The 17,303-nt window shown below is 58.8% G+C and carries 16 protein-coding genes; 11 read left to right on the top strand and 5 right to left on the bottom strand.

All coding sequences use genetic code 11. The annotated features are described in order from the left end of the window. The coding region (locus tag GA0061105_RS31380; protein ID WP_167358605.1) for a BID domain-containing protein at window positions 1-890 on the top strand (890 nt) is incomplete at its 5' end. A 44-nt stretch (window positions 891-934) separates the two neighbouring features. Here GA0061105_RS31380 and GA0061105_RS31375 read toward each other — a convergent pair. Further along, entirely contained in the window at window positions 935-1,258 is a 324-nt protein-coding gene (locus tag GA0061105_RS31375; RefSeq protein ID WP_245304462.1) for a hypothetical protein, read from the bottom strand. A gap of 237 nt (window positions 1,259-1,495) precedes the next feature. On the opposite strand from GA0061105_RS31375, the gene GA0061105_RS31370 reads away from it, so the two are divergent. Then, on the top strand, window positions 1,496-2,179 hold the full coding sequence (locus tag GA0061105_RS31370; RefSeq protein WP_092755251.1) for a winged helix-turn-helix transcriptional regulator: 684 nt from the start codon (window positions 1,496-1,498) through the stop codon (window positions 2,177-2,179). Window positions 2,180-2,296: 117 nt separating this feature from the next. Continuing rightward, window positions 2,297-3,538, top strand: a complete 1,242-nt coding sequence (locus GA0061105_RS31365; RefSeq protein WP_092755248.1) for an 8-amino-7-oxononanoate synthase family protein — start codon at window positions 2,297-2,299, stop codon at window positions 3,536-3,538. 47 nt (window positions 3,539-3,585) lie between these two features. On the opposite strand, the gene GA0061105_RS31360 is transcribed toward GA0061105_RS31365, so the two are convergent. From GA0061105_RS31360 to GA0061105_RS31345, 4 genes are all read right to left on the bottom strand, one after another. Beyond that, on the bottom strand, window positions 3,586-4,644 hold the full coding sequence (locus GA0061105_RS31360; RefSeq protein ID WP_092755245.1) for an extracellular solute-binding protein: 1,059 nt from the start codon (window positions 4,642-4,644) through the stop codon (window positions 3,586-3,588). A gap of 33 nt (window positions 4,645-4,677) precedes the next feature. Then, window positions 4,678-5,448 (bottom strand): ABC transporter permease subunit, encoded by a 771-nt coding sequence (locus GA0061105_RS31355; RefSeq protein ID WP_092755242.1) that lies wholly within the window; start codon window positions 5,446-5,448, stop codon window positions 4,678-4,680. Between the two features lie 70 nt (window positions 5,449-5,518). Then, window positions 5,519-6,421, bottom strand: coding sequence for an ABC transporter permease (locus GA0061105_RS31350; RefSeq protein ID WP_208601721.1), 903 nt, complete (start codon window positions 6,419-6,421; stop codon window positions 5,519-5,521). A gap of 7 nt (window positions 6,422-6,428) precedes the next feature. Beyond that, the gene (locus GA0061105_RS31345) at window positions 6,429-7,538 is read right to left on the bottom strand and encodes an ABC transporter ATP-binding protein (RefSeq protein WP_092755239.1); all 1,110 of its coding nucleotides are present in this window, start codon (window positions 7,536-7,538) and stop codon (window positions 6,429-6,431) included. A gap of 241 nt (window positions 7,539-7,779) precedes the next feature. On the opposite strand from GA0061105_RS31345, the gene GA0061105_RS31340 reads away from it, so the two are divergent. The 8 genes from GA0061105_RS31340 to GA0061105_RS31305 all read left to right on the top strand — a co-directional run. After that, a complete protein-coding gene (locus tag GA0061105_RS31340) occupies window positions 7,780-8,478 on the top strand; it encodes a GntR family transcriptional regulator (protein WP_092755263.1) in 699 nt (232 codons plus the stop codon). 106 nt (window positions 8,479-8,584) lie between these two features. Beyond that, window positions 8,585-9,943 (top strand): aspartate aminotransferase family protein, encoded by a 1,359-nt coding sequence (locus GA0061105_RS31335; protein ID WP_092755236.1) that lies wholly within the window; start codon window positions 8,585-8,587, stop codon window positions 9,941-9,943. A gap of 2 nt (window positions 9,944-9,945) precedes the next feature. Further along, window positions 9,946-11,655 (top strand): acetolactate synthase catalytic subunit, encoded by a 1,710-nt coding sequence (locus GA0061105_RS31330; RefSeq protein ID WP_092755233.1) that lies wholly within the window; start codon window positions 9,946-9,948, stop codon window positions 11,653-11,655. Then, on the top strand, window positions 11,652-12,428 hold the full coding sequence (gene fabG / locus GA0061105_RS31325; protein ID WP_092755230.1) for a 3-oxoacyl-ACP reductase FabG: 777 nt from the start codon (window positions 11,652-11,654) through the stop codon (window positions 12,426-12,428). The genes GA0061105_RS31330 and fabG overlap by 4 nt, the downstream gene beginning before the upstream one ends. A gap of 30 nt (window positions 12,429-12,458) precedes the next feature. Then, a complete protein-coding gene (locus GA0061105_RS31320) occupies window positions 12,459-13,139 on the top strand; it encodes a winged helix-turn-helix transcriptional regulator (RefSeq protein ID WP_245304460.1) in 681 nt (226 codons plus the stop codon). A 446-nt stretch (window positions 13,140-13,585) separates the two neighbouring features. Then, complete coding sequence (locus GA0061105_RS31315) at window positions 13,586-15,580, top strand: PhoX family protein (protein ID WP_092755227.1); 1,995 nt, start codon at window positions 13,586-13,588, stop codon at window positions 15,578-15,580. A gap of 424 nt (window positions 15,581-16,004) precedes the next feature. After that, a complete protein-coding gene (locus GA0061105_RS31310; RefSeq protein ID WP_092755257.1) occupies window positions 16,005-16,571 on the top strand; it encodes a sugar transferase in 567 nt (188 codons plus the stop codon). Between the two features lie 123 nt (window positions 16,572-16,694). Then, window positions 16,695-17,303 (top strand): nucleoside-diphosphate sugar epimerase/dehydratase (locus GA0061105_RS31305; RefSeq protein ID WP_425348786.1); only part of this gene is annotated, 609 nt, incomplete at its 3' end.

Here is a 17,303-nt window from a genome sequence, read left to right as displayed (position 1 = left end):
TCAAACGCTTTGCCGAGGAGCAACATCTGGCCGAACGCCAGGACCGCTCGAAGATCGTTGCGGCAGCCAGTGCCGTTCCGGACCAGCAGCAAGACAGGGGGGCAGGCAAGGAGAATGTGACCGTGCTGCCCATGCTTGCCGCTGTCACCGAGTTCAAGATAGCAGTCGACGACGAGGCGCGAGCGCGCGTTCTCTCCGCTCCCCTTTACCGTCAGCAGCGTGAGGCGCTGGCCAACGCGGCAAGGACGATCTGGCGCGATCCGTCAGGAGCCGTCGGCAAGATCGAGGAACTGCTTGCAAAAGGTTTTGCTGGCGATCGCATCGCTGCCGCGGTGACCAATGATCCGGCCGCTTATGAAGCGTTGCGCGGTTCGGACCGTCTCATGGACAGGATGCTGGCTTCCGGCCGGGAGCGGAAGGAGGCGGCCCAGGCTGTGCCCGAGGCAGCCGGGCGGCTGCGCTCTCTCGGGAGGGCCTATGTCAATCTGTTCGATGCGGAGCGCCAGGTCATCACCGCCGAGCGGCGGCGTATGGCGGTTGCTATTCCCGGCCTGTCGAAAGCGGCGGAAGAGGCGCTCATGGTTCTGACCGCTGAGGCAAGGAGGAATGGGCACAAGCCGACTGTTTCGGCGGTTCCTCTCGATCCGAGCATTCGCCGGGAGTTCGTCGCCGTAAGCAAGGCGCTTGACGAGCGCTTTGGCCGCAATGCCCTCATCCGCGGCGAGAGAGATCTCATCAATCACGTGCCGCCGGCGCAGCGTCAGGCCTTTGCGGCGATGCAGGAGAGCTTGAAGGTCCTGCAGCTGACCGTCCACGCGGAAACCAGTCAGGATATTACCACGGAACGGCAGAAGGGCACTCCTCACCGCGGTCGCGGCTTCGATCTCTAAAGATCGCTGAACAAGCGGCGATCGACGCTTGTTGCCTGCTCGCTTCACACTGGGGATATGGCGGTCTCCTTGGTGCTCAGGTGTTTGAAAACCTTGACCCAGAAGCTGAAGTCACCGGAGCGGCCGTCAGAGCGCGCGCCTAAGGCGCACCACGCCGCCGCCGTTTTCGCATTTGGCCCGTAAAGCGATCGAGCAGCATCACTCGTCACTGCGATATCTCCATCACTCCAAATATCAGGCGTGGCCGCGGCGGCGCAACCGAGCGGATAGTCTGCAAATGTTTCGCGCATTGAACAAGCCCCGTTACCGTCCGGAAACAGGTGATCAAAATATGCCGGACGTTGATCCCACGAATGGGCCACGATCACGTGCCGTCCCTGGCAGATATACGCTACCGCGCGAAATTTCCCGCACATCGAACATTATGTTGTAACAAAACGAAAAGGCAAGTTATAAAAACACTCGGAATGAGAGTGCTTTCGCGATTCTTTGAGGCTCTTGCGAGGCGAAATGTGTGATGTGCCGGACAGTTTGACGAGTTATGAGGACCAATTTGTGGCATCAAAACCGGTCGCGGCGAGGGCCTCAGGTTGCGAGGCCGGTCAATGAGCGAGCTTTTGGCAATCGTATCTCAAGATGCCGATTATTTTTTGATGCTCTCACACATTTTGGAGGAAGCAGGGTACACAACAATCCTCATCGATGTTCCGAGCGAAGTCGTGCCGGCAGCGGCGGAACTGGACACCGCAGCCATCATCGTCGACTGCCAACCGGGGTCGCAAATCTTGGCTGATATCGCCTCCAGCTTAAAGGAAAGGGGACTTGCCAGCGAAGTCATTCTTATCGCGCTTGTCGCCGAAAAAACCGCATATCTCGACATCCTGAAGGCCAACGTCGATGAGAGCTTTACCAGGCCGATGCGGCCGCAACGCCTCCTGTCTTACCTGAACAGCGTCATAGGTGTTTCCCCCGACAAGACTCCTGGCCGCCTGCTTAAAATGTTCGACGATATGAAGTTGGACGCCGGCGGTCGACGTGTTCTGGTGCGGGGCGAGCCGGTCAACCTTAGTCCGATTGAGTTTCGCCTATTGAGCGCCCTTATGGATAACGCAGGCCGCGTTCTCAGCCGTGCCGAGCTGATAGACATCGCTTGGCCGCAGACAGCATTCGTCGAGCCGCGGACGGTCGATGTTCATATCGGCCGCCTCCGGCGCACGTTGAAGCATGTACTTGGCCGGGATGTAATCCGCACTGTCCCAAAGGTGGGATATGCGATCGATGTCGCCTAAGTATGAACATCGTCCTATTCACATCTTCACCAAAAATTTGGAAAAGCTTGCTGCGGCGTTCGTTGTAAAAACGAATAACTCCCGATTAACGTGCATCAGTCCAATTGGGAGCACAACATGCAAGAGGCTGATTCGGGCGCAAGTTCACCCGTTATATCCCATAGAAACACCGCCAGCTTGATCAGGCACGCCGGACCTCACTTCGCCGCGGCCCATCTCGACGGCCTCATGGCACTTTATGTCAATCCGTCGGACGGTCGGGCGGTGATGCTGCCAGTTTCGGAGAGTCGATCGCAACGCCTCGTCGACTTCGTCCGCTGCTCATATCTCGGGCTCGACAATCACCCTTCAATTGTGGAGGGTGCGATCGAGGCCGTACGGCGTTACGGGACGCTGCATTGGTCCTGCGCCCGGACACGGCTCAATTTTGCGGCTTTGGGAGATCTCGAGGATGCTCTTTCTGATCTTTTCGCGGCAAGGGTCATCACCTACACAACGGTGCTTGCCGCTAACATGAGCGCCCTTCCACTGATTGCCTCCGGAGTCCTGACCGGCGGCAAAAAACCGGTGATGGTATTCGATCGTTATGCCCATGCGACGCTTGCCTTCAACAAGCCCGTCGTGGCCGAGGAATGCGAGGTCCGAACGATAGGCCACAATGATGTTCTCGCGCTGGAAGACATTTGCCGTCAGAATGAGACGGTCGCCTATGTTTGTGACGGGGTCTACTCCATGGGTGGCTGCGCGCCCATCAAGGAGTTGCGCGAACTTCAGGAGCGGTACGGCCTTTTCCTTTATATCGATGATGCACACGGCATATCGCTCTTCGGAGAAAGGGGCGAGGGCTTTGCCCGCTCGCAGATGCCCGAGGATGTCGGAGAGCGGACGATAATCGCGGCCTCACTCGGCAAGGGCTTTGGCGCCTCAGGCGGCATGCTGATGCTTGGAACGCCGTTTCAGGAACAGATCTTTCGGCGCTTTGCGCTTGCGCATGCCTTTTCCGCCTCGATCAATGTTGCAGCGATTGGTGCCGCCCTTGCCTCCCAGGAGATCCACCGCACGCCGGAACTCGGCGTACGGCAAAGGGCGCTTTCCGAATATATTTCTCTGTTCGACGAACTGGTGCCAACCGCACAGGCGGGGTCCCGACTGCCCATCCGGACCGTTGTCATTGGTGACGAGCTTGCGGCAATCGCTGCTGCGAGAGTGGTGCTCGACGCCGGTTATTATACATCGTCCATTTTCTTCCCAACGGTAGCCAAGGGGAGGGCAGGATTGCGGATGTGTCCGACCGCAAGTCATACGGCAGCCGAAGTGCGCGGCGTCGCTGCTGCTATCAATCGTGCCGTGAAGGGCTAACGATTGGCCTTCTTACCCCCGGGCGCTTCCGCCCGGGGGATGGCTCCTTATCGGATCCAGGCGTTCCAGCGCTCAAGCATTACGGCAGCATTTTCATTGATCCATTTGGCGTCAGGAATGACGATGTAATCCCTGATATCATCGTCGCTTGGCAGCGCTGCACGTGCGGCCGGCGACATCAAACCGATCGCCTTGCGGCTGGGCGGGGTGCAGAGGAGCTCCTCACAGACCTTGGCCTGAGCCTCCGGATGATCAAGCCAGTAGCCGACCAGCTTCAGCGCGTTCGCACGGTTCGGCGCGTCCTTGATGATGGTCAGGCGATCACCGACGAGGAAAGAAGCCTGCTTGGACCAGGCGATCTGGCGGCCTTCCGCCTTCAGAGTATTTGCGCGTGTCAGCCAGATCTGCCCGATGCTGTAGTCGCCGTTGCGAAAGCCCTGGACGCTCTGGTCACCGGTCTTCCACCAAAGTGATATCGTTGGGCGGATCTCGTCGAGCTTTTTCAGTGCGCGGTCGACGTCGAGCGGAAAAAGCTTGTCGCGCGGGACGCCATCGGCCAGCAGCGCGGCAGCCATGACCCGCCACGGATCGTCGAAATTCGGAAAAGAGCGGCCGCCGGGAAATCTTGTCTGGTCCCACATGTCGGCCCAGCTCGAGGGATTTCCATTCTTAAAGCCTGTGGGATCGTAGGCCATGAGTGTTGCGGTCGAAAAAAGCCTCGCCCCCGAACTGACGCAGGCATCCTCGACCAGGTCTGGCCGGCTGCGGAAGGGCTTGCAAAACTCAGTTAAGTCTTCAGAGGTGAGCCGATGCAATTCAGCGCTCGCTTGGATCTCGCCGTCCGGATAAAGGTCCCAGGTGACATTGCCGGTTTTGACCATAGCTGCAGCTTTCGCCCGCATTTCGGCATTTGTTGCGACGACCGAGACGACCTTAATGCCAGTCTTTTCGGTAAACGGCTCGAACCAAAATTTTCGGAGCGCGGCATCGTAGGCGCCACCAGTCGTCGCAATGACCACCTGTTCCTCGGCTTGTGTCGCACCTGCGACAGCTAGCATGAGGCAAGCCGCAAGCATCAAAGGCCTGATCTCGATCCGCTTTTTCATCGCGTGTTCCTCTGTCCGAATGATATGGCCACGTTAGTCCTCCCCGCGGCCGTTAAGGAGATGGATGGAGCCCATGAGGACGAGCGATATCACGACTAGCAGCGTCGAAACCGATGCGATGACCGGGGTAAGATTGAAGTCGATATCCTCGAACATTTTGCGACTGATCGTTTTGCCGCCGGTATCGGAGATGAAGAACGCAACCGTTGCTTCATCGAATGACGCTAGAAACGCAAAAACTGAAGCAGCAGCGACCGCCGGCGAGATGTTTGGAAGCACAATGCTGAAGAAGGTGCGGCTCCGGCCTGCCCCGCAATTCAGTGCAGCAAGTTCAAGCGACGGATCGAAGCGCTCGAGTGCCGCCGATACGGTGATAATGACGTAGGGGACTGAAAGAACGGTGTGCGCGATCAGGAAACCAGCAAAATTGCCCGTCAGGCCAAGCGGCGAGAAAATCAAATAGAGCGCAACACCGAAGACGACATGGGGGACAATCATTGGCCCGAGCGACAGCGCCTGCAGAAGGGTCCTTCCCGGCAGATTGCCGCGAACGAGCCCGATAGCGGCCATTGTTCCGATTATTGTCGAAGCGATGGTTGTCGACAGCGCAATCTTCAGACTGAAGATCGTCGCCGCGCGCCAGTCCGGATCGGAAAGAAATTCGCTATACCAACGAAGCGTTAGGCCCTTCGGCGGGAACTCGATGTAGCTGCTATCATTGAGCGAAATCGGGATGACGAGCAGCGTCGGCAGCACCAGGAAGAATAGGATTGCGCCAATCAGGGTACCCCCAAGGAGCAGCAAGACTGCCTTGCCGTACGGTCGATGGCTACTGTTGACGGGAGCGGCGATGAATGGCGTGGTGGCTACGGGCTCAGTTGACACCGTTCATTCCTTTGCTGATGGAAAGGGCTTTGCGGAACACAAGGACAAAGACCAGCGTCGTGGTGAGAAGGACCGTCGCGAGCGCTGCGGCGAACGGCCAGTCAAGCAGGACGATAGTTTGCTGGCCGATCAGCGTTGCCATCATCAACGCACCCGGTCCGCCAACGAGGGCCGGCGTGATATAAAAACCGATCGCCAGGATGAAGCACATGACGCACCCGGCAAAGATTCCAGGCAGACCGAGTGGTAAGGTCACGCGCATGAAGGCGCCCATCGGGCCGGCGCCGAGATTGCGGGCGGCCTGGCTATATTCGGCAGGAATAGTGCGAAGAGCATTGCAGATCGGCAGGATCATGAAGGGCATTAGAACATGTGTCATCGCAAGGATGACGGCGCCCTCAGTATAGAGGAGCTTCAAAGGACTCGTGATGACGCCGGTTTCAATGAACAAGCCGTTGACGATCCCGTTTCGCTGCAGCAGCACGATCCAGGCATATGATCGCACCAGCACTGAGGTCCACAGTGGCACGAACACCGCCGCCGCGACGATCATTGCAGTCTTGCCTTTGGCGCGCGCCATGAGAAACGCAACCGGATATCCAAGTAACAGGCTCGCCGCAGTGACAATTGCGCCCGTTTGCAGCGTGCGAAGCAAGACGTCGGCGTAAAGTGGCTCGGTGACGATCCGCTGGTAATATTCGAGCGTGAATTCCGGCGCCATGACGCTCAGCAAGACAAGCCGGCCGATTGGATAGAGGAAGCCGCCGGCGAGTAGGAGCATCAGCGGCGCAATAAGCGCGAGCGTCAGGGCGTGCGAATAGCGGCGGGTCGAGTGCGAGAATAGCCAGCTTGCTGAAACGGCCGGCGCTGGTGTGAGATTGTCAACGGTCATAGTCGTCTCATCCCTCCGCATCGGCAAAGACCCGCAGGCCATCGCGCTCGACAATGACATCGACGGGTGTTCCCGTTGCGAAGGGTTCTCTCATCCCATCGGTCGGGATCTGCACCTGAATGATCTCTCCGCTTCCGAAATCGGTGCGAACAATGTGGAGGTCAAAGGAGCCCGCGAAAACCGAAGTTTCAATCCGCCCAGGCAGGACGTTCTTTCCCCCTGCACCGCGAGCTGCAAGTGCAAGTCGCTCGGGGCGGAGCGCAACACGAACACGATCACCAATCTTTGCCGAACCCGCAAAACCCGCAACAGCGCCCAGCGTATCAATGACGACGCCGTCACCCAGTCTGATCGTCCGGCTGCCAGCGATCTCGTTTGAAAATTCTCCAGCGAGGAAATTCATCTTGCCGACGAAATCCGCGACGAACGCACTTTGCGGATTGCAATAAATATCCGCCGGCGTTCCGAGTTGTGCGAGTTCCCCCCTAGCCATAACCGCGATCCGGTCAGACATCGTCAATGCCTCCTCCTGATCGTGCGTCACATAGACGACCGTGGCGCCGAGACGCCGCTGCAGTTGCTTTATCTCGAGCTGCATGGATTCGCGCAGCTTCTTGTCCAGTGCTCCTAGGGGCTCGTCCATCAAGAGAACAGGCGGTTCGAAGACAATTGCTCGCGCGACCGCCACCCGTTGTTGCTGACCGCCAGATAGTTCGTGAGGGTAGCGTTTGGCGTAGTCGGGGAGTTGGACGAGGTCCAGCGCCCGGTCAACGCGTTCGGCTCTGAACTCCTTGCGAATGCCGCGCATCTTCAATGGAAAGGCTATGTTTTCGGCAACGGTCAGGTGTGGGAACAAGGCATAACGCTGAAAAACCATCCCGATATTCCGCCGATCGGGCGACATGGCCGTCACATCGCGCCCGCCAATGATGACGCGCCCGGCAGAAGGGCTTTCGAAGCCGGCGATCATTGTTAGAAGCGTCGTCTTGCCCGATCCTGATGGCCCGAGAATTGACAGGAATTCGCCGGCAGGAATATCCAAGGTCACTGCGCCTATGGCAGTTTGGCTGCCGTAGGCTTTGCCTATGCGATCGATGAAAACGGGCGCGCCAATCAAATCGATATCTCCTCCATTTCGCGTGCTACGACGCATTGAAACCTCCTGGTCCGCTCACGCGACCAGGTGCTGTGAGTGCTCCGCCGAACAGATCGGCAGCTTTTGCAGGCATGGCGTTCCGCGGCCACGACGTTGCGGATATTCACGATCCCGTTATGATGTCACATTACGTTATCGCTTTCGGTATATGTCATTTTTGTTGCAACAAAAATGTGACGATGTCAACGCATGGGGGTCGAAATTGAACAACAATACAACCGCAAAGGAATCGCCGGCTTTGGACGAGCAGCCCGGACGCTTAAGTGACATCGCCTATTCATCCATCAAGGAGCAACTCACGCGCGGTGCATACAAGCCTGGTCACAAGCTGCCGATCCGCTTGGTTGCCGAAATGCTGAACATTGGCTCAACCCCGGCACGGGAGGCGCTGAACAGGCTGGTCTTCGAGGGCGCGCTCGTCATGGCGGGACCCAAAACTGTTATCGTGCCGCATCTCGATCTTGCCGCGCTCTATGAGGTTACACAGATGCGGCTGGCCCTTGAGGGGTTGGCGACTGAAAAAGGCGCGCTTCGCGCGACTGATGACGTGGTCGACAAACTGTTGGCGCTGCAGAAAAAAATAACATTGTCACTGAATGAGAGACGCTATTCCGATGCCCTGCACGATAACAAGGAATTCCACTTCACAATCTATCGGCTGTGCGAGATGCCGCACCTCCTTTCGACTATCGAAGCCCTGTGGTTAAGGGTAGGCGCCTCCTTCCACGACCTTTATCCCGAATTTGCGGAAGCAAAGTACGGCGTTCGGAACCACATGGCTGCGATAGAGGGACTGGTGGATAAGGATGCCTCTGCAGTTCGTGCGGCGATGGAAAGCGACATTCGGGACGGCTACCGTCGCTTGAAGAAAGCGGCGCAGGAGCGCCTAAAGCGGCAATAGCATCGGTCGCACATTTTTTTGTTGCAACTTCTTCGGGTTCATGATGTTTGTTACAACAAAATTATGAAGGGTCGTGCCGCGACCCGCATCGACCGGAGAAAATCCAATGTTTCATGCTGACGTTTTACACGGCCGGGGATTCTCCCGGTCGCGGTCAGAGCATTTCTTCAAAAGGGGGCGGCGCGTCTTTCCGACGGGGATAACGCGGGTCACGGTGGATCACGATCCGAGTCCCCTTTACATTTCGCGCGGAGAGGGAGCTTATCTCATTGACGTCGATGGCAACCGGCTCCTCGATCTCAACAACAATTTCACGACGCTGATCCACGGCCACGGTTTCCTTCCCGTTGCCGACGCGGTCGCGGATCTTCTTCTTCGCGGAACCTGCTTCTCCAATCCCACTGAGCACGAGATCACGCTGGCCGAGCTGTTGATAGAGCGCATTCCAGCGGTCGAATATATTCGCTTCGTCAACAGCGGGACGGAGGCAGTAATGTTTGCGATCAAGGCCGCTCGCGCATTCACCTGCAGGCCAGGGGTTGCGCGCATAGAAGGCGCCTATCACGGCGCTTACGATTGGGCGGAGACGGGGCAGGCGGTATCGCCGGCCATCTGGAACGACCCACAGCGCTCTCCGGCCGTACCCGCTTATCATGGCATGCCGCCAGCGGTTGCCGAAGAGGTGACCGTCATCCGCTTCAACGACGTCGAAGATCTTGAGCGACGGATTGCCTCGGCAGCCCCGTCACTCGCCTGTATCCTCATCGATCCGATGCCGAGCCGCGCCGGACTGATTGCACCTGAACCGAGTTTCCTTGCAGCCATTGGTGCCATCGCCCAGAAATATGGAATCCTCATCGTTGCCGATGAAGTCCTCAATCTACGACAGTCCTATATGGGCGCTTCGGCTCGTTACGGTCTGCAGCCCGATCTGATCGCGGCTGGGAAGATCATCGGCGGGGGTTTTCCGGTCGGGGCAATTGGTGGGCGCAAGGAGGTCATGCGGGTCTTCGCAAGCGACAGCGGCAAGCCGCTGCTTCCGCAAGGCGGCACGTTTTCGGCAAATCCCGTATCGATGGTCGCGGGGCGGGTCGCGATGGAGGCGATGACCGAAACCGCGTTCGCTTCGCTCGAAAGCCTTGGCGACAGCATTCGGGCCGGACTTCGTAGGGAGATCGAGCGTTGTGGCGCAGCCTTCAGCGTTACGGGGGCCGCATCATTGTTTCGCGTCCATCCGAGAGGCAAGGAACCAAAAGATTTTCGTGAGGCTTATCTCGAGCCTGAAGAGGCGGAATTGATGGCGAGGCTGTCGAGGCATTTCCTTGAGTGCGGCATTCTGTTGCCCAATGGCGCCGCGGCTTGCCTCTCTACGGCTATGACCACGGCTGACGCTGAGGCGGTCGTTTCTGCCTTCGCAGACTTTCTTTCAACCCTTGAAGCAAACCCAACAGAAGCAGGCATGTAACCATGGCAACTGATGTCTCCACCGTCGCCGAACGCATCGCGCTGTCTCTCGAGAGACACGGCGTCACCCATATCTTCGCTCAAAGCCTGCCTTCTGCGGTGATCCTCGCCGCCGAAGCAATTGGCATCCGTCAGGTCGCCTACCGTCAAGAAAACATGGGAGGGACTATGGCTGATGGCTATGCGCGCCTCTCCGGGAAGGTCGGCGTCGTCGCTGCACAAAACGGGCCCGCCGCAACGCTTCTCGTTCCACCGATGGCGGAAGCGCTGAAGGCCAGCGTACCGATAGTCGCCCTTGTCCAAGACGTTGAAAGAGACCAGGCAGATCGCAATGCATTCCAGGAACTCGATCATCTCGCCTTGTTTCAGTCCTGCACGAAATGGGTGCGCAAGGTGATCGTGCCGGAACGCATTGACGACTACGTCGACGCTGCCTTCACGGCAGCCGCCTCGGGTCGGCCAGGGCCGGTCGCGCTATTGCTTCCTGCGGACCTACTGAGAGAGCAGATTGCGCCATCAGCGTTTCGGCGTGAGGCCGCCCTTGGCTATTGGCCGCTTGATCGATTGCGTCCACGCGATAGTGAAATTGAGTGCGCGGCTTCGATGATTGCGGAAGCTCACGCACCCGTTATCATCGCCGGAGGCGGCGTTCATGCAAGCCGAGCCGCCGGGGAACTTTCGGCGCTACAGGACGAAGCCTCGCTTCCCGTCGTCACGACAAATATGGGCAAAGGTGCGGTCGACGAATTCCATCCCCTGTCGGCTGGGGTTCTGGGTGCACTCGTTGGACCGAAGTCGCTCGGACGACACACCGTTGCGCTCGTCGAAGAAGCAGATCTTGTCATCCTGGTCGGGACGCGAACCAATCAGAATGGTACGGATAGCTGGCGGCAAATCCCGCTGTCCGCCTCGGTCATCCACGTCGATGTCGATCCGGCAGAAATAGGCCGGACCTATGAGGCGGTCAGGTTGGCCGGCGATGCCGCGGAAACCATCGGCGCGCTCCGCGGCGCGCTTGCTGGGCGCGATCTTTCCTATCGCGCATCGAAGCGCAACGACGTGGCTTCTCGTATAGCCGGGTTCTGGCATGCGTTCGACACGGAACGGCAATCCGTTGCCCGTTCGGACGCCAGTCCCATCCGACCTGAACGGATCATGTTCGAACTTCAACGGGTGTTAACGGCTGAGACGACCGTTGTCGCTGACGCCAGCTACTCCTCCATGTGGGTCGCCGGCCAGCTGAGGGCACTTTCGCCCGGCATGCGTTTCATCTCGCCGCGAGGCCTTGCTGGACTTGGGTGGGGCGTCCCACTGGCACTCGGGGCCAAAGCTGCAAGACCGGATAGGCCGGTCGTGGCAATTGTGGGGGATGGCGGCTTCGCCCATAGCTGGGCAGAACTTGAGACCATGGTACGGAGCAAATTGCCCGTCCTTATCATCGTTTTGAACAATGGCGTTCTAGGATTTCAGCGTGACGCGGAAAGTGTCAAGTTCGGCAGCTTCACGACGGCCTGCAACTTTGCAGATGTCGACCATCAGAAAATTGCCGAAGCCTGCGGCTGCCCGGCAGTCCGCATTTTCGATCCCGCTGATCTTCATCGATACATCGAGTTGGGCCTGTCAGGGGAGGGGCCCCTCCTGATGGAGGTTATGACCGAGACTGGCGCTCACCCACCGCTTTCGTTGTTCGCTGCAATGGATCAAGCGGCATGAACGCCGCTGGCAGCGAACCGGTGGCGGTTATCAGCGGCGGTACAACGGGAATCGGCCTTGCCACCGCGTTTCGTCTGCTCAAAGCCGGTCATAGAGTCGCCGTCTTCAGCCATGGCGAGGCAAGCGTCATGGCCGCGGGCGCGGCACTTGCCGAAGCTTTCGGACCAGAGCGCTCGCTTGCGAGACAGGTAGATCTCCGTGAGCCCGCGGCCATCGGACGATTTTTCGCCGAAGTCGCCGATGTCTTCGGCGCGGCCGGGATCCTCGTCTGCAACGCGGGGATATCGCCGAAAGGCCCAGGGGGACCTGTTGCCGTCGCCGACCTTGCCCTTGAAGAGTGGAACGACGTACTCACGGTCAACCTGACTGGCACGATGTTATGTTGCCGGGCCGTTCTGCCTGCCATGAAGGAAAAAGGTTATGGGCGCGTCATCTTCGTCGGCTCCCTTGCAGGTCGGACAAGACCTCGGATCGCCGGACCGAGCTATGTGGCGTCAAAAGCCGCACTTTCGGGGTTATCCCGCATTCTCGTCTCTCAATACGGCCCCTATGGGATAACATCGAATGTGGTGGCGCCAGGTCGCATCCTGACGCCACTGACCGGATCCCCCGAGAGCCAAACCAACGTCGACGCGCTCACGCGTATTCCAGCCGGCCGGCTTGGTGACCCCGACGATGTTGCTGCCGTGATCATGTTCCTAGCGTCGAAAGATGCCGGGTTCGTCAACGGAGCCATCATCGATGTCAACGGCGGCGAGTTCGCGCCGAGTTGAGGGCTGGCGCTTTTTCGAACGACAATACGGGTGATCGACGTGACTCCTGTCATTCTGGTTTGCTCGCAAGACGTCGAGCTTTATCTGCTGCTTGCACATATTCTTCGCAGCGAAGGCTTCGAAGCCCGTCTTGCTTCAACTGACGACGATGCAGTGGGCGCGTGCACGCCGACAGAAATCGCCGCGGTCCTCCTGGATTGTGCGGTCTGGCCGAGTGATGTTGCCCTGCTATGTGCACTGTTGAAGGACGCAGGGGTTTCCGTCGGTGCGCTGATCAGCGGGGATATGCGCGAACAGCACTTGCAGCTGATCAAGGCGGGGCTCGACGAAGGTATCATTCGGCCTCTTTCGCCGTCAAAGCTTCTTGGCTTTTTGCACGGAATTAAGCCGCGGTCGGAAGCTCTGGCCCGGCCAGCTTCTGCTGTCCCCGCAGAGTTTGTTTTCGAGCAGCGCGCGGTCGTCATTGGGGGAAAGAGAATAACCCTCGCGCCTGTGGAGGCGAGAATTCTTGATTTCTTGCTGGAAAGGCAAGGGCAAATCACTACCCGCGAGCAACTCATTAAGGCCGTCTGGCAAAATCCGCACGCAGTGGGGAGTCGGACGGTCGACGTGCATATCGGTCGACTGCGAAAAGCGTTTGCTGGCTTCGCAAATCTGCAGCTCCGTACTGTGTACGGCGCGGGCTACTCTCTTGAATATCACCAGTCTTGAAGGCTTATCTCCTCCAGCAACGGTCGCCTCGCTTGCAGCCCATCCCGTGTTTGACGCTGTGCTGAAGGTTGCAGGAGGGTTGACCGTACCCGGTGCACGCCATTGGATCGGGCAGGGACAATCGCGAAGGGTGCATCGTGGTCCACAATGAAGCCCGGTAGAAACGCATTGCCGTCGAGTTAGTGGCTTCACATCAGGTGCTCAACGCGAGCCGGCATTTAGCAACCGCTGCAGGCATCGGCTTCACGGCCTTTCACAAGCACTTCAAGCTCATGACGTCACTGATTCCAGGACAGTACCATAAGCGGCTGCGAAGCGCGGCGCCTGATGCGGGAGCAAGGTTCTCGGACAGCTGTCGCAAAACCGTAATATCCGGCTTCTAGGTTTAGAACGGCTCTAAAACTGGACTATTCTAGGCCAGTTTTCCAAACTTCGGAGGCAAAGGCATGAACGAGCATCTCTCCCAAAAGATATTCCCGACGACGCAGCTTGAGGACGCCGATGGCGACGGCCACAACACCAGCACCAATCCGACGATGGGCGAGATCATCGGCAAGCGGTTTTCGCGCCGCAATTTCCTGCAGGGCTCGCTTGCCGTTTCCGCCATTGCCGCCACGGTCAGCCCGATCGCGTTGGTAAGTGCGGACGAGGCGCGCGCCGCCGACAATAAGGGCTCTGCCTTCAACTTCTCCGAAGTGGAGGCCGGCGTCGACGACAAACATCATGTTGCCGACGGTTACAACGCCGACATCCTGCTGCGCTGGGGCGATGCGGTGCTGCCGGGCGCTCCTGCATTCGATCCGACCAAGCAGACGGCCGATGCCCAGAACAAGCAGTTCGGCTACAACAACGACTATGTCGGCTTCATTCCGCTCGAAGGTTCGGCCGAGCACGGCCTGCTCGTCGTCAATCACGAATATACGAACCCGCATCTGATGTTCCCGGGCCTCGTGCAGGTGGTCGACGGCAAGATCAAGCAGGGTCCGCTCAGCAAGGAGCAGGTGGATGTCGAGATGGCCGCCCATGGCGGGACCATCGTCGAGATCCGTAAGGTGGACGGCAAGTGGCAGGTCGTCACCGACGGCAAATATAATCGCCGCATCACCGCCAATACGCCAATGGAAATTTCCGGCCCGGCTGCCGGCAATGATCGCCTGAAGACCAGCGCCGATGCGACCGGCACCCGAGCCGTCGGCACGATCAACAACTGCGCCGGTGGTGTTACGCCCTGGGGCACCTACATCATGGCGGAAGAGAATTTCCACGGCTATTTCTCCGGCAAGCTCCCGGAAGGCCACAAGGAAGCCGCCAACTACAAGCGATATGGCGTGCCGGAAGGCGGCTACGAATGGGCCAATTTCTACGATCGTTTCGATCTTTCCAAAGAACCGAATGAGCCGAATCGTTTCGGCTGGATCGTCGAGGTCGACGTCATGGACCCGACTTCTATGCCGAAGAAGCGCACCGCGCTCGGCCGCACCAAGCATGAGGGCGCGGAATCGATCGTCGCCAAGAACGGCAAGGTGGTTTTCTATCTCGGCGACGACGAGCGTTTCGACTATGTCTACAAGTTCGTCACCGATGCGGCGTTCAACCCGAACGACCGCGCCGCCAATATGAGCCTGCTTGACAGCGGCACGCTGCATGTCGCCAAGTTCAAGGAGGACGGCACCATGCAGTGGCTGCCGCTGATCTTCGGCCAGGGCCCGCTGACGGCCGAGAACGGCTTCACCAGCCAGGCCGACGTGCTGATCGAATGTCGCCGCGCCGGCGACGTGCTCGGCGCCACCAAGATGGACCGCCCGGAAGACGTCCAGCCGAACAGCGTCAACGGCAAGGTCTATGTCATGCTGACCAACAACACCCGCCGCAAGGCCGACCAGGTGGACGCCGCCAATCCGCGCGCCGAAAACGCCTTCGGCCATATCATCGAGATCTCGGAAAACGACGGCGACTTCACCGCCACCTCTGGCAAGTGGGAAGTGCTGCTGAAGTGCGGCGATCCTTCAGTTGCTGCGGTCGGGGCGACCTTCTCGACCGAGACGACGAAGAATGGCTGGTTCGGCATGCCCGACAACTGCGCCGTCGATGCTGCCGGCCGCCTATGGGTCGCGACCGACGGCAACAGCAATAAGGCCACCGGCCGCACCGACGGTCTCTGGGCCGTCGATACGGAAGGTTCGGCGCGCGCCACCTCGAAACTGTTCTTCCGCGTGCCGGTCGGCGCCGAACTGTGCGGCCCGCTCTTTACGCCTGACGATCAGACCGCTTTTGTCGCCGTACAGCACCCCGGCGATGGCGGCGAGGACTGGCCGGGCCATGGCCGCCCGTCCTACTACGAGGATCTTTCCACGCGCTGGCCGGACTTCAAGGCCGATATGCCGGTGCGGCCCGCCGTTGTCGCCATCACCAAGGTCGGCGGTGGCAAGATCGCCGTCTGACGTTCTGAGCGCGGCGTCGAGCCGTAACGAGAGTGGCAGTCAGGCGACCACCTAGCTGTGAATGCCAGTGAGCGGCCGGGATGACCTTATCATCCCGGCCGCTTTTTTGGGCTATCTGCGGGTCGCCGATAAAGGTTTGGAGCCACATAAAGGCCAGGCCGATCGCCGTTCGGAACGGCCTTCGGATCGCGAGGTGAATTCCCCTCCCTCCGTGTCAGCCAGCATCGGATAGAGCGTCGCGGCATCTATTTCCTAGACCTAACGGGCACATGACAATTTCCGGTTTGAAACAGTGTTCTAAAAACTCACAGCATTCCATAGAGAAACGGCGCCGGCTGGAGTTGACGCGAAGCGCCTTTTGACGATACGGCGCGTTGGCGTATGGCGGAAAACCGCTGATGAGGCAATGGAAGAAATGCGGAGCATGGGTTTGAAACGGGCGGTGGATTTTTTCCTGGCTTTGCTGGCGTCGGTCATCCTGCTCGTTCCGATCCTTGCCGTTGCTCTCTGTGTCCGGCTGACGTCGCGGGGACCGATCCTCTATTGGTCAAAACGTGTCGGACGTTTCAATCAGATATTCCTGATGCCGAAATTCCGCAGCATGCGTGTCGACACGCCGACCGTCGCGACACATCTGCTCGAAAACCCCGAGCGGTTTCTGACGCCGATCGGGTCGTTTCTGCGCAAATCCAGTCTCGATGAACTGCCGCAGCTCTGGTGCATTCTGGGCGGCAAAATGAGTTTCGTCGGGCCACGGCCGGCGCTCTACAACCAGTATGATTTGATCGAATTGCGGACGGCCCATGGCGTGGACAAACTCCTGCCCGGATTGACCGGATGGGCGCAGATCAACGGGCGGGACGAACTGCCGATTCCGGAGAAGGTGAAATTCGATGTCGAATATCTCGAGCGGCGCTCGATTGGCTTCGACATGCGCATCCTGTTTCTGACGGCCGAGAAGGTAATCCGCCGTAGGGGAATAAAACATTAAGTTACCTACTTCTGATAGATAAGCGGTGCGGAAGACTTTGATTTCCGATTATTTCAGTTGCGCTCGTTGTAGAAACTGACAAGAAGGTGGTTGTCCGATTGATCCGCGAGACGCTGGGAAGCAATGCCTGAAAATACCCCCACTGAGACGCCACGCTCGGGATGGTTCTTAGTGCCGATGCAGGCGCTTGTCGCCCCTCTGCTGGCCATGCCGCGTGCTGCCAAACGCGCGCTCGCCTTGCTGGTGGATTCCGGCCTTTGCGTCCTGACGATCTGGCTGGCTTATTGCTTCCGCTTGAACGAATGGACTGTGCTAACCGGCGTGCAGTGGTTGCCGGTCTTCGTTTCCTTGTGCATGGCCCTTCCGATCTTCATCGTCATGGGCATGTATCGGGCGATCTTCCGTTACGCCAACATGGCCGCTTTCATTGCCGTGCTGAAGGCCGTTGCGATCTACGGCGTCGCCTTCATGACTATATTTACGGCGCTGAGCGTCCCTGGCGTTCCGAGAACCGTCGGCATTCTCCAGCCCTTCCTGCTGCTGATTGCGATCGGCCTGTCGCGGTTGGGTATCCGTTATTGGCTCGGGGATACCTATCAGCGTATCCTTCATCAGAATACGCTCGCCAAGGTGCTGATCTATGGGGCAGGAAGTGCCGGGCGGCAGCTTGCCGGCGCTCTGACGAATAGCGCCGAACTCAATGTCGTCGGTTACCTTGATGATGATCCGCGC

The organism is Rhizobium aethiopicum, from assembly GCF_900094625.1.
In the GTDB taxonomy this organism is placed as follows: Bacteria; Pseudomonadota; Alphaproteobacteria; order Rhizobiales; family Rhizobiaceae; genus Rhizobium; species Rhizobium aethiopicum.
Note: the sequence above shows the minus strand (reverse complement) of the source record. Positions and strands in the feature narration are given on the sequence as shown.

Excerpts from the sequence above, each read along its gene's own strand:
- GA0061105_RS31335 (WP_092755236.1), top strand. The coding sequence starts at position 8,585 with ATGTTTCATGCTGACGTTTTACACGGCCGGGGATTCTCCCGGTCGCGG.
- fabG (WP_092755230.1), top strand. The coding sequence starts at position 11,652 with ATGAACGCCGCTGGCAGCGAACCGGTGGCGGTTATCAGCGGCGGTACA.
- GA0061105_RS31350 (WP_208601721.1), bottom strand. The coding sequence starts at position 6,421 with ATGACCGTTGACAATCTCACACCAGCGCCGGCCGTTTCAGCAAGCTGG.
- GA0061105_RS31370 (WP_092755251.1), top strand. The coding sequence starts at position 1,496 with ATGAGCGAGCTTTTGGCAATCGTATCTCAAGATGCCGATTATTTTTTG.
- GA0061105_RS31315 (WP_092755227.1), top strand. The coding sequence starts at position 13,586 with ATGAACGAGCATCTCTCCCAAAAGATATTCCCGACGACGCAGCTTGAG.
- GA0061105_RS31330 (WP_092755233.1), top strand. The coding sequence starts at position 9,946 with ATGGCAACTGATGTCTCCACCGTCGCCGAACGCATCGCGCTGTCTCTC.
- GA0061105_RS31365 (WP_092755248.1), top strand. The coding sequence starts at position 2,297 with ATGCAAGAGGCTGATTCGGGCGCAAGTTCACCCGTTATATCCCATAGA.
- GA0061105_RS31360 (WP_092755245.1), bottom strand. The coding sequence starts at position 4,644 with ATGAAAAAGCGGATCGAGATCAGGCCTTTGATGCTTGCGGCTTGCCTC.
- GA0061105_RS31310 (WP_092755257.1), top strand. The coding sequence starts at position 16,005 with ATGGGTTTGAAACGGGCGGTGGATTTTTTCCTGGCTTTGCTGGCGTCG.